Consider the following 12,230-nt stretch of genomic DNA (forward strand, 5'->3'; position numbering starts at 1 on the left):
CCATGGTTAATGGCCTATTCCCTAAGAAATCTTGTCAAAAGCAATTCCTTGGTTTTTTCTGTCGAGATAGGTTTTGAGCAGGCTATTTTCTGGCAGGCTCACCATCGGGTCGCGCTCAAATATTTCGATTACCGTATTTCGGGCTTCCTGCAGAATGATTTGGTCTTTAGCCAAGTTGGCTACCTTCAGTTCGAGCACGCCACTTTGCTGGGTCCCGGTAATATCGCCAGGCCCTCTCAGCTGCAGGTCTATCTCCGAAATCTCAAATCCATTATTGGTTTTCACCATGGTTTGTAGTCGCAGTTTTGAGTTTTGGCTCAGCTTACTGCTCGACATCAAGATACAATAAGATTGCTCGGCCCCACGGCCTACACGCCCACGCAGCTGATGCAGCTGCGAAAGTCCAAATCGCTCGGCATTTTCGATAATCATCACCGAGGCATTGGGTACGTTAACCCCCACCTCGATTACGGTTGTGGCCACCATGACCTGTGTCTTGCCTTCAATAAACTGGCGCATCTCAAATTCCTTGTCGGCATTGGGCATCTGCCCGTGTACAATACTAATTTGGTAATTGGGCAATGGAAATTCAAATCGCAGCTGTTCTATTCCCGCCTCTAAGTGCATCAAATCAAGTTTTTCGCTTTCCTTAATCAGCGGATAAACCACATACACCTGTCGGCCTTTGGCAATTTCCTGCTTCATAAAGCCAAACATCCTCAAACGCTGCCCTTCGTACAAATGTTTCGTTTCTATGGGTTTTCTACCTGCCGGAAGTTCGTCTATTACCGAAACGTCTAAATCGCCATACAGGGTCATGGCCAAAGTGCGCGGAATGGGCGTAGCCGTCATGACCAAAATATGAGGCGGAATAGTGTTCTTCCTCCACAGCTTGGCCCTTTGCTCTACACCAAATCGATGCTGCTCATCAATAACCACCAAGCCTAGGTTTTTGAATTTAACCTTGTCTTCAATCAGTGCGTGAGTGCCCACCAAGATATCGATTTCGCCATTTTCTAATTGTTGGTGCAAAACCGTGCGTTGCTTCTTGGTGGTAGTCCCCGTTAGGATAGAAACATTAACCAGTTCGCCTCTTAACAGCGAAACCAGCGATTCGTAATGTTGCCGGGCCAAAATCTCGGTAGGGGCCATCATACAGGCCTGATAGCCATTATCATTGGCCAACAACATGCTGATCAGGGCCACTACGGTTTTGCCACTGCCCACATCGCCCTGTACCAAGCGGTTCATCTGGCTGCCCTTTTGGGTATCGATCCTGATTTCCTTAATTACCCGCTTTTGGGCATTGGTCAGGTCAAAAGGCAGCATTTCCTTATAAAAAGTATTTACGCGCTCGCCAACCATATCAAATAAGAGCCCCTTAAACTTAAGGCTGCGCACCTGCTTATTGTACAGCAGCTGCAACTGGATAAAAAACAGTTCCTCAAATTTCAGTCGCCGTTCGGCTTGTTGCAGCTTGGCTTGGCTGGCAGGAAAATGGATATGTACCAAAGCCTCTTTCCGACTGATGAGCTTATATTTTTCGAGCACATAGGCCGGCATCGTCTCCCGAACCTCATTAATATGCAGTTCAATCACCTGTTGGATCAGTTTCTGCAGGCCTTTGCTATCTAAAAAGTTCTTTTTAAGTTTTTCGGTAGAGTTATAGATCGGCTGTAGGGTAAGGTTACCCGTTAAGCCTGGCTGACGGGGATAGTTTTCAAGCTCGGGATGCGAAATACTAAAGCGGCCATTAAAAAAAGTAGGCTTGCCAAAGGCGATGTAGGTACTGCCACGCATTACATGGTCTTCTACCCATTTAATACCCTGAAACCAGACCAGTTCCATGATGGCGCCCGTTTCGTCGGCAAATTTGGCTACCAAGCGTTTTTTGTGCTTTTCTCCGATTACTTCCTTGCTCAGTACTTTACCAACCACCTGCACCAAGGGCATTTCGGGATCGAGCTCTCCGATCTGGTAAAAACGGGTGCGGTCAATATACCTGAATGGGTAATGGTAAAGCAGGTCTTTATAACTGGACATGTCCAATTCCTTTTGCAAAAGCTCTGCACGCTTAGGGCCTACGCCCTTAAGGTAAACAAGAGGTGTATCTAAATTTGAAGCCTGCAAAACGAATTTATTTTCTCTTAAAAGTAAAAATATCTTTCATCAAGTTCCAATTAAATAGCAAAACGGCAAACAGCAGCAAGAGATAGGCCAACAGCTGGTGCAGGTCTATCTGCTCTCCAAAATAAACAATGGCCACTGTAAAGGCAATAATGGGATTGATATAAATGATAATACCTAAAGTAGAAGAAGGAATGCCGATTAAGGCATAAAGGCTCAGAAACAACGGAATGATGGTAAACAGCACGGCAATGACCACGATGTTTCCCCAAAACCAAACGCTGGCAGGAAAGTCTTGATGGCTGCTCAAATAAAATGGCAGCATCAGCAGTACGGCAATGGCAATCTGTACAGCCAATACATTGAGCTTATCCAGGTGTTGCATTTTGCGCTGGATAATCAGGTAAAACGCATACAGCGCTGCAATAATTACAGACCAAGTTACTTCTATCAACGAGCCAGTGGCCAACATTACAATGCTGAGCAAGGCAACGCCCAAAGCAATCAGCTTAAGCCTCGAAAGTTCTTCCTTCAAAATCAGGAAGCCTCCGAAAGCGGTAATCAGCGGGCATACCATATAAGCAAATGCCGCCGATTTGAGGCTCACATTATTGACTGCATAGATATAGGTATACCAATTGAGCGTAAGCAACACCGTGGCCCCTAAGATTTGATATACGATGATCCGTTTTTCTTTGGGCAAAGCCAACTTGAAATATTGAATATCCTGCGCCAGCGATTTCCTTCTGAACAAGAGAATAACCATCCATATCACCGCCAAAGAAGTAAATATGCGGTAATAAAGGATTTCCTGCGAAGGGAATGCCTTGATATTCCTTAGCGGAATGGCAAAGAAGCCCCAAATGGCTACGGAAAGAAATCCGGCCAGCAGATATTTGGTTTTAGCCCGTTGCAATGCTTAAGCCTTATAGGCGGTTACCGAGATTTCTACGTTTACGCCTTTAGGCAAGCCTTTTACGGCAACGGTTTCGCGGGCAGGGTACTCAGCCTGGAAGTAAGAACCGTACACTTCGTTTACCTCGGCAAACAGGCTCATATCCGACAGAAAGATGGTGGTTTTGATCACGTGTTCAAAATCATACTCGGCCTCTAACAACACGGCCTTGATATTGCGCATCACTTGGTGTGTTTCTTCGGCAATAGAAGTTTGGTTAAGTGCTCCGTTTTCGGGATTGATGGCCACTTGGCCCGAAGCAAACAGAAATCCATTGGCAATTACGGCCTGGCTGTAAGGGCCAATTGGGGCCGGAGCATTACTGGTATTGATTATTGTTTTCATCTATTGTTTTTTATGGATCGGGTGTCTAGTCGGCTGCTTATTTTTTGAGGATAAACCACTGTACGAGTTTCCAGATAATACCACCCAAAAACAAGGTAATGGCTATGGCATTAATGGCATGCATAATCTTGATATTGGTATTTTTTGGCCGGTCTGGGTTATTCTTTCTGAAGAAGTACATGATACAAATGTAAGGATAAAAAAAAAGAGCCCCGAAATTTCGGGGCTCTTTTCTTATCGAGTTAAGCAAGATTAGTTTCTTGAAGTCTCAACGCGACGGTTTTGGATACGACCTTCTTCAGTGTCGTTAGAAGCAACTGGGTTAGCTTCGCCGTAACCTTTAACAGTTACTTGACTAGCGTTAACGCCAGAATTTACTAAGTAAGTTTTAACAGAGTTAGCTCTGTCTTTAGATAATTTCAAATTGTATGCAGCAGTACCTTCGCTAGAAGCATAACCTTTAGAAGTTACTTTACCACCGTTTTCACGCAATACTGAAGATAATTTATCTAAGATTGGATAAGATTCGGTTTTCAAAACTGAAGAGTTGAATTCGAATTGGATTGGCTCAAAACCAGTTCTGTTGTCAACTGGAGCAACTGGAGTGTTATTGATTACAGTTGGAGCAGGAAGTGGACATCCTGAACCGTCAACTTTAGTTCCAGCTGGAGTACCAGCACATTTATCGAATTGATCAGCTACGCCGTCGCCATCAGAGTCTTTTTTCAAATCTTCAACTGATTTCTCAACGTTAGAAACACGGTTTTTCAATGCTTCAACTTCTTGACGTAATGAAGGATCTTTCAATTCATCATACATCATAGCTACTGGGTTAACCCAATCCAAGTTAGGTTTAGCTTTAGAACCTAGAGAGAATTCTAAACCAGCAGAACCGTAAGAGAATTTATCTTTTGAAGTACCACCAGCATAAACTCCATCAACGTTATCGCCATCAACAAAGTTCATGGTATAAGCCAAGTTGAAAGATACGCGGTCTGATACTTTGAATTTGATACCAGCACCTACAGGGATATAAGCTTCTTTGATGAAGTCTTTATCGCCATTTTCGCCAAATTTACCTTTGTTGTTAACAACTGTACCGTTAGCTAAGGTTACTTTTGGATTGTAAGCCATTAAACCGTAACCAGCAGTAACGAAGAAGTTAACTGAATTTTCGCGACGTAGGAAATCTACAGTAGCAACATTCACAACACCTCTCAAGTCAGCAGCATACTGAATGTCAGTTTCGAATTCTTTAGTTCCGTTTTTAATACCACCTACAGCATCTTTGTTAGTGCCTGATAGTTTGCCACGGAAGATGTTACCTTCTAAGCCAAAAGCATGACCTAGTTGTTTACGCAATGAGATTCCGTAACCCAAGTTCACATCCCAGTTAGTAAAGTCGTTAGTACCACCGATAACAGCAACTGGTGCCAAAACACCACCGTTGATACCGAAAGACCACGTTCTGTACTGTCCTCTTCCACCAAACACTTTGGCAGAAGATGATGCAGGAGCATCCTGAGCACTAGCAAGAGTTGTTACTCCCAATAATGCTACTAAAGAGGCCGCAACACCTTTCTTTAAAGTAGAATAATTCATAATTTTTCTTTTTTAAGGTTAAACAAATATTAATTGTATAATTTTTTGCAATACAAAATTAAACAAATTTTTATAATCTCAAAACACCACGCAAACTCCGTTCCAAACTTCTTAAAATGTTTGTATTTTATTACATTTGGACGAAGTACCCCAATTCAAATCAGCAATTGTATGAAGTATCACCAAATAAACAACTCATTGTTCGTCGAAAACAGAAAAAATTTCTGTAAACTACTGAAAAACAATTCAATAGCTATATTTCAGTCGAATGACGAATTTCCCAGAAGCGGCGACCAAAATTTTCAATTTAAGCAAAACGCCGATCTTTTTTACCTTTCTGGCATTGATCAGGAACAATCCATTTTATTGATTTATCCCGACTGTCCTAATCCTCAATACAGAGAAGTCCTGTTTTTAAGACAGACAAATGACCACATTAAGGTTTGGGAAGGCCATAAATATACCAAAGACCAAGCAAGTCAGACTTCTGGCATCACCGCCATTTACTGGTTGGCCGATTTCGAAAACATCCTGCACAGCATTATCAACTATGCAGACCATGTTTACCTGAACCTTAACGAAAACGACCGTTACCTGCACACCGTGAGCTACCGCGACATCAGGTTTATCGAACAGCTTCGCCAAAACTACCCGCTGCATCAGTTTGAACGCGCCGCGCCTTTGTTGCGCCAACTTCGGGCCATCAAATCGCCCATAGAAGTAGAGTTGACCCAAAAAGCCTGCGATATTACCCGCGATGCCTTTTTAAGGGTGCTCCAATTTGTAAAGCCAGGCGTAACGGAATATGAAATTGAAGCCGAAATTATCCATGAGTTTATCAGGCAACGCGCCACTGGACATGCCTATTCGCCCATCATTGCAGCCGGACAAAACGCCAACATCCTGCATTATACCGACAATAACCAAACCTGTAAAGACGGCGAACTGATTTTAATGGATTTTGGCGCCGAATACGGCAACTACAATGCCGACCTTACCCGTACCATTCCGGTAAACGGCCGTTTCACCACCCGCCAGAAAGAGGTATATAATGCCGTATTGCATGTGATGCACGAAGCCAAAAAACTGATGATTGCCGGCGCAGTATGGAATACCTATCACGAACAGGTTGGCGAAATCATGACCGAACAGCTGCTGAAACTCAAACTCATTACTGCCGCAGAGGTTAAAAACCAAAACCCGGCTTATCCGGCCTACAAAAAATATTTCATGCACGGCACTTCCCATCACCTGGGCATTGATGTGCACGACTTTGCGGGCAGGTATACGCCCTTTGCCGTGGGCAATATCCTCACTTGCGAACCGGGCATCTACATTCCGGAAGAAGGTTTTGGCGTAAGGCTAGAAAACGATATCCTGATTACCGAAGGCGGCAACATCGACCTGATGGCCAATATTCCGATTGCGGTCGAAGAAATCGAGGCGCTTATGAATGCTTAGGCCAAGCTTCGGCAAATTGGTAAATATTAAAATCTGATCTTAGCAAAGCTTCGTCAACTGCCTGACGGAGCTTTGTTTTATCGATATCCAGCATCCGGCGATGTTGGATCAGCTGAAAAGCTTTTTCGGCCATTAGAAAATTACGGCGCTCATTATTGATTTTGTCCGTTTTGGCAATCCACTTGCACAAACTGGCCAGGCCTTCGTTTTTGTCGGCCACCGTTTTAAAAACCGGAATATCCTGGTGCTGCTGGCTTACGAGCTTCTTCAATTTGTTGGCAAACATATCGGCTCCCTCTCTATCGGCCTTATTAACCACAAAGCCCTGCGCAATTTCCATCAATCCAGATTTGATGTGTTGTATTTCGTCGCCCGATTCGGGTACGAGCACCACCAGCGTTTTATCGGCAAGGCCAGCAATTTCCACTTCCGATTGGCCAACGCCTACGGTTTCCACCAAAATCAGGTCGAAGTTAGCCGACCGCATCACATCTACCATCTCCAGCGTTTTGACAGAGATGCCACCCAAGGCGCCACGGGTGGCGATAGAGCGGATAAACACATTGGGGTTATTGAACTGCTGCACCATCCTGATCCGATCGCCCAGCAACGAGCCAAAATTAAATGGCGAGGTAGGATCTACGGCCAAAATGGCTACCTTTTTGCCTTGACCTGCAAAATGTGCCGTTATGGCATTAACCAATGTGCTCTTGCCCGCGCCCGGAGGGCCGGTAATGCCCAAAACCGGAACTTCGTTTTTAACCCGAATGGCCTTGAGCAAGGCTAAAGATGGCTCAATATTGTTCTCTACCAGGGTTAAGGCCCTGGCCAATATCCTGAAATCTCCTTTTTCTATACCTTCCTTAAGCTTCAAATACGAATTCATGGGCTAACTATTCTTTACAAAGAAACATATTTTTATCAATTCTGCCTCGCTATACTTTAGGTTGATGCCTTCCGTTTGTACCATGTAATATTACGGGCTTAAAAAACCAGCCATCTTAAACAAAGAACAAAAAATGTAACTTTGTATCCTTTATATATTTAGATGAAAACCTATTTCAGATTATTATCCTTCGCAAAGCCAATCGAAAAATTTGCGATTCCCTATATCATCGCAACCTTGTTTGCCACTATTTTCAATACCTTGTTGTTTACTTTGCTGGGTCCATTGATGACCGCCTTATTCTTGCCAAAAGGCAAAAGCGGCCTCATCAAAGTGGTAAGCGACAGGTCGGCAATCGACATTGTAGGAAAGTTCAGCGACTATATCCACCAAATAATTACACAGCACGATGGTGTGTACGCCTTGAAACTGATCAGCCTGGCTATTGCGGTTACGGTGTTCCTGTCCAACTTCTTCCGCTATTTTTCGCAGCGTTATATGGAAGACCTGAGGGTACACACTTTATTAAACTTCAGAAAAGCGGTTTTTGACAACGTGATGAACCTGCATGTCGGCTATTTTAACAACGAACGCAAAGGCGATGTGATTTCTAAGGTAGCTTCAGATGTGCAAGTGGTGCAATTTACGGTAACCAACACGCTACAGGTTGTTTTTAAGGAGCCCTTGCAATTGATATTTTGGGTGGGGGTATTGCTTTCTATCTCGGTTAAGCTCACGCTTTTTTCTTTGTTGGTAATTCCGGTTTCGGGTTTTATCATCAGCAAAATTGTAAAACGCCTAAAGCAGCAGGCTACACAGGCGCACGAATCTTTCGCCAAAATGATCGGCTTTTTAGACGAGGCTTTGAGCGGCATCAAAATTATCAAGGCCTTTAATGCTACCGAAAGAACAAAAGACAAGTTTAACGAAGAAAACAAGTTCTATTCTTTCCTGAACCGTAAAATGGTGCGCAGGCAGCAATTGGCTTCACCGGTTTCGCAAACCTTGGGCGTTTTGGTAGTCGTGTTCATTTTGTTGTATGGCGGCACCATGATATTGAGCGGACAAGGCGAATTGAGCCCGGATAAGTTTGTGGTTTACATTGCCACTTTTTCACAGATTATGCAACCGATTAAGGCATTGACCGATTCGTTCAGCGGCATTCATTCGGGTATATCTGCCGGCGAGAGGGTACTCGACCTCATCGATACCAAACCCGAGCTTACCAATAAGCCCGATGCCAAAACCCTGGGGCAATTTAGCGATGCCATTGTGCTGGAAAACGTATCGTTCAGCTACGGCGAAAAACAGGTGCTCAACCACATCAACCTGAGCATCGACAAAGGAAAAACCTTGGCCTTGGTGGGTCCTTCGGGTGGGGGGAAAAGCACGCTGATGGATTTGATCCCTCGTTTTCACGATCCTAAATCGGGGGTAATCAAAATAGACGGCCACCCCTACCAAGACCTGACCGTAGAAAGCATCAGGGCGCAAATGGGTACGGTTAACCAAGAATCGTTTTTGTTTAACGACACCATATTCAACAACATCGCCTTTGGCAAACCCAACGCTACCGAAGAGGAAGTGATGGCGGCCGCCAAGATTGCCAACGCACATGAGTTTATCCTCCAAACAGAACAAGGTTATCAGTCGACCGTGGGCGACAGGGGCAACAGGCTTTCGGGCGGACAACGTCAGCGTATTTGCATTGCCAGGGCTGTATTGGCCAATCCGCCGATCATGTTGTTAGATGAAGCTACCTCTGCACTGGATACCGAATCGGAAAAGCTGGTTCAGGAGGCCTTGAACAACCTGATGCAGAATAGAACCTCGATTGTTATTGCGCACCGTTTAAGCACCATCCAACAGGCAGATAAAATTGTGGTGATAGACAAGGGGCAGATTGCCGAAAGCGGCACCCACCAGGAACTGATGGCCCACAACGGCTTGTACAAGCGATTGATCGATATGCAAACCTTTAACGATTAACGGCCGATGCAGCTGGTCTCTATTGCCTTGTGCACCTATAACGGCGAAAAATACCTGGCCGAACAGCTCGACACGCTGGTTGGACAAGACTATCCAAACCTGGAGGTTGTGGTGCTTGATGATGGCTCTAAAGACAACACCATGGATATTTTAAGGGCTTACGAGGCTCGCTATCCATTTTTTAAGGTTTACCAAAACGAACAAAACCTAGGCTACATCAGGAATTTTGAAAAGGCTATTTCGCTTTGCCAAGGAGAATTGATTGCCCTGGCCGACCAAGACGATATTTGGGAGCTGCACAAAATCAGCCTCATGGCCGCCGAAATCAAAGACAATTTGCTGCTATACCACAACTCCGAATTTATTACCGAAGCTGGCGAAAGCATGGGTCGCAAAATGAGCGATATCAGGAATTTTTATGCCGGCAACGATTCGCGGGTATTCTTGATGGAAAATTGCGTTTCGGGACACGCCATGTTGTTTAAGAAAGAACTAGTCGCCTTTTTCAGCGCTTTCGATACCAACAGCTTCCACGACTGGTGGATTGTTTATATGGCGGCCTGCAACGGCAACGTTGGCTTTGTAAACGATTGCTTGGTCAAATACCGCCAACACACCCAAGCCAACACCAATATATTAAGGCTAGACAGGGGACAGGCTAAAAAGCGGAACGCCTTGTTGCAGATCGAGAAAGAATATAAGCGCATACAGGTTTTTGAAGCCTATGCGCACAATAATTTCCAATCATTTAAAAGCAGGCTGCTCAAGCTAACCGAACGGCGAATGAATGCCTATTTTTCCTTTGCATTATTCTTTTTCATGTACAGGCATCAAGACAAGCTCCTGTTTATCCAAAAGAAATCGAAGCTGAGCAAGTTTAATTTCTTGCTCAAATATGCCTGGGGCTATAAACTCAAACAGTTGTTGGCTTAAATATTGGCCAAAAGCTGTTCGAATTTGGGCAGCTGTTGCTCGACCGTATAAACCGCAGCCGCCTCTTTAAGCAACTGTGCGCTATGGCTTGGGGTTTGCCTAAAAGCTTCCATTGCCTTGATCATATCGGCCACGTTAAAGCTATCCACAACCACGCCCATACCTTCTTTTACAAAAGTTTTGGCAATGCCGGTATCGAAGCTTACAATCGGTTTGCCCAAACTGGCCGCTTCGAGCATGGCCAGCGACAAACATTCTTCTCTCGAAAGCGACAAATAGGCATTGGCCAAGGCAAAATAATTGTAATAATCTGCGGCAATGGCTCCGGTAAAAATAAGGTTTTGGCAATTCTGCTTCGCCACCACTGTTTTCACGTAATAATCCAGTCCGTTGTGCAAATCGCCACCCACCCAGATTATTTTTACCGGCTGTTTCTTAAAATGTTCGGCAATGGCCAATACCATATCCAAGCCTTTCATGTAGGCCATAGATCCCGAAATAAGCCAAACGAAATCGGTTTCGGCTAAGCCATGTTGTTGCCTAAGCGCGGCTACCCTTTGCGCATCGGGCTTGATTTTTTGCACATCGATAAAACTGTTCTGTAACAGTACTTTGGGATGGCCCAAAGCCCTTAGTTTTTCGCATACCAAGGGCGAACAACCAACCAGTGCATCCGAATGCTCAACAATGTCTTTAAAAGCGGTTGATTTGATGAAGCCATAGGCATACATAAACTCGTGGAAATGAGTAGCCATTTTAACCCCAACAGCCTTGGCCACAGGGGGTGCCTGCGGGATAAGAATGGTGTTGGCATACCATAAATCGGCTTTGAATCGTTTTTGAATCTGTTTAAGCTGATAACCGATGGGTTCTGTGCCCAACAACTTAAGCAAGCCCCTAAAAACCTTGTGGTACCATTTGCCTACCCTATAGGCGGCGCTTTTGCCAATCCTTTCCGGAAGCTGGCGATAGAGCTGGCCCTTGCGCAACGAGAACACATAAAGCTCAAACCGATGGAGGTCCAAATTATTGATGAGGTACCACAACAGCATTTCCGATCCGGTACGGTCTAAACTTGGCGTAATCAATAGCACTTTTTTCTTCATTGGGCAAGCTCTATTTGGAGTTGAATATCTTTTTAACGGCTTTTCGAATTTTCAAAAAGTACTTTATTTTTCTCATTTCCTTTTGCAGCTGCCCCAATTCCTCATAATCGGCAATAAACAAGGGAAAGGTTTCGGCCAATACTTTAGACCGCTCAACTTGAATAGCCTGCTGATTTTCGGGCTTCGAACTAATGCCCTCAAAATTATAAGCCGAAACAATTTGGCCGATGTGCCGATAGCTGCAGTTATGTCTGGCCACGGCCAGCATAAAAAACTTCCAATCGGAAACTATTTTCAGTTCCTCATCATAAAGGCCTACCGTGTCGAACAATTCTCTCCTGATGAAAGTACTCGGATGTGGCAGGGTAGAATCATAAAAAAAACGAAAAGTCAATTTGTCAGGCAGATTCCAGGTCCATGCTTTTACCTCATCAAAGAACTTCAAATCGCCATATACCAAATCGGCTGGCAGGCCCTGCGCCACCACTTCTTCAATAATCCGGGGACCAATCAGTTTGTCGCCACTGTTTAAAAAAAGCAGGTAATCGCCTGTGGCCAACTTAATGCCTTTGTTCATGGCGTTATAAATGCCGGCATCTTTTTCGCTAAGGGCATGTGCCAGGCTCGGCCTAAAAGATTCTAAAACCTCAACGCCCCCATCGGTAGATGCACCATCAACCACAATATATTCTATGGCATCGTAGCTTTGCTCCATTACCGATTTAATGGTCTCCCTTAGTCCATCGGCATTGTTGTAATTAACGGTAATAATGGATATTTTGGGTTTGTTTGTCGTCATTTTTCTATCTTTAGCCCATAGGCACGC

11 protein-coding genes are annotated in these 12,230 nt (G+C 44.5%); 3 read left to right on the forward strand and 8 right to left on the reverse strand.

The genetic code is table 11. From position 1 onward, the window contains the following. Positions 1-21 precede the first annotated feature (21 nt). From recG to AC6H1S_RS17580, 5 genes are all read right to left on the reverse strand, one after another. On the reverse strand, positions 22-2,130 hold the full coding sequence (gene recG / locus AC6H1S_RS17560) for an ATP-dependent DNA helicase RecG (RefSeq protein WP_497564451.1): 2,109 nt from the start codon (positions 2,128-2,130) through the stop codon (positions 22-24). Between the two features lie 7 nt (positions 2,131-2,137). Beyond that, entirely contained in the window at positions 2,138-3,043 is a 906-nt protein-coding gene (locus AC6H1S_RS17565; RefSeq protein ID WP_199136360.1) for an EamA family transporter, read from the reverse strand. A gap of 3 nt (positions 3,044-3,046) precedes the next feature. Further along, positions 3,047-3,427 carry a RidA family protein gene (locus AC6H1S_RS17570; RefSeq protein ID WP_199136362.1) on the reverse strand — a complete coding sequence of 127 codons (381 nt, stop codon included), beginning with the start codon at positions 3,425-3,427 and terminating at the stop codon, positions 3,047-3,049. A gap of 37 nt (positions 3,428-3,464) precedes the next feature. Continuing rightward, complete coding sequence (locus AC6H1S_RS17575; protein ID WP_199136364.1) at positions 3,465-3,608, reverse strand: DUF6728 family protein; 144 nt, start codon at positions 3,606-3,608, stop codon at positions 3,465-3,467. A 71-nt stretch (positions 3,609-3,679) separates the two neighbouring features. Continuing rightward, the gene (locus AC6H1S_RS17580) at positions 3,680-5,029 is read right to left on the reverse strand and encodes an OmpA family protein (protein WP_497564452.1); all 1,350 of its coding nucleotides are present in this window, start codon (positions 5,027-5,029) and stop codon (positions 3,680-3,682) included. A gap of 171 nt (positions 5,030-5,200) precedes the next feature. Between AC6H1S_RS17580 and AC6H1S_RS17585 the strand changes: the two genes are divergently transcribed. Further along, positions 5,201-6,490, forward strand: a complete 1,290-nt coding sequence (locus AC6H1S_RS17585) for an aminopeptidase P family protein (protein ID WP_497564453.1) — start codon at positions 5,201-5,203, stop codon at positions 6,488-6,490. On the opposite strand, the gene meaB is transcribed toward AC6H1S_RS17585, so the two are convergent. Further along, positions 6,477-7,376: a methylmalonyl Co-A mutase-associated GTPase MeaB gene (gene meaB, locus AC6H1S_RS17590; RefSeq protein ID WP_199139985.1), complete on the reverse strand. Its 900-nt coding sequence runs from the start codon at positions 7,374-7,376 to the stop codon at positions 6,477-6,479. The two genes, AC6H1S_RS17585 and meaB, sit on opposite strands and share 14 nt — an antisense overlap. A gap of 162 nt (positions 7,377-7,538) precedes the next feature. Between meaB and AC6H1S_RS17595 the strand changes: the two genes are divergently transcribed. Beyond that, positions 7,539-9,365 (forward strand): ABC transporter ATP-binding protein, encoded by a 1,827-nt coding sequence (locus AC6H1S_RS17595; protein ID WP_497564454.1) that lies wholly within the window; start codon positions 7,539-7,541, stop codon positions 9,363-9,365. Between the two features lie 6 nt (positions 9,366-9,371). Next, entirely contained in the window at positions 9,372-10,298 is a 927-nt protein-coding gene (locus AC6H1S_RS17600) for a glycosyltransferase family 2 protein (protein WP_497564455.1), read from the forward strand. Here the strand turns inward: AC6H1S_RS17600 and AC6H1S_RS17605 are convergent. Together AC6H1S_RS17605 and AC6H1S_RS17610 are read right to left on the reverse strand one after the other, a co-directional pair. Beyond that, positions 10,295-11,404, reverse strand: coding sequence for a glycosyltransferase family 4 protein (locus AC6H1S_RS17605; RefSeq protein ID WP_497564456.1), 1,110 nt, complete (start codon positions 11,402-11,404; stop codon positions 10,295-10,297). The genes AC6H1S_RS17600 and AC6H1S_RS17605 overlap by 4 nt on opposite strands. A 10-nt stretch (positions 11,405-11,414) precedes the next feature. Further along, positions 11,415-12,203 carry a glycosyltransferase family 2 protein gene (locus tag AC6H1S_RS17610; protein ID WP_497564457.1) on the reverse strand — a complete coding sequence of 263 codons (789 nt, stop codon included), beginning with the start codon at positions 12,201-12,203 and terminating at the stop codon, positions 11,415-11,417. Positions 12,204-12,230: the final 27 nt, after the last annotated feature.

The organism is Pedobacter sp. TM02 (assembly GCF_059705275.1).

Coding starts and splice junctions, on each gene's coding strand:
- meaB (WP_199139985.1), bottom strand. CDS start 7,376: ATGAATTCGTATTTGAAGCTTAAGGAAGGTATAGAAAAAGGAGATTTC.
- AC6H1S_RS17595 (WP_497564454.1), top strand. CDS start 7,539: ATGAAAACCTATTTCAGATTATTATCCTTCGCAAAGCCAATCGAAAAA.
- AC6H1S_RS17610 (WP_497564457.1), bottom strand. CDS start 12,203: ATGACGACAAACAAACCCAAAATATCCATTATTACCGTTAATTACAAC.
- AC6H1S_RS17570 (WP_199136362.1), bottom strand. CDS start 3,427: ATGAAAACAATAATCAATACCAGTAATGCTCCGGCCCCAATTGGCCCT.
- AC6H1S_RS17585 (WP_497564453.1), top strand. CDS start 5,201: ATGAAGTATCACCAAATAAACAACTCATTGTTCGTCGAAAACAGAAAA.
- AC6H1S_RS17600 (WP_497564455.1), top strand. CDS start 9,372: ATGCAGCTGGTCTCTATTGCCTTGTGCACCTATAACGGCGAAAAATAC.
- AC6H1S_RS17575 (WP_199136364.1), bottom strand. CDS start 3,608: ATGTACTTCTTCAGAAAGAATAACCCAGACCGGCCAAAAAATACCAAT.
- AC6H1S_RS17580 (WP_497564452.1), bottom strand. CDS start 5,029: ATGAATTATTCTACTTTAAAGAAAGGTGTTGCGGCCTCTTTAGTAGCA.
- AC6H1S_RS17605 (WP_497564456.1), bottom strand. CDS start 11,404: ATGAAGAAAAAAGTGCTATTGATTACGCCAAGTTTAGACCGTACCGGA.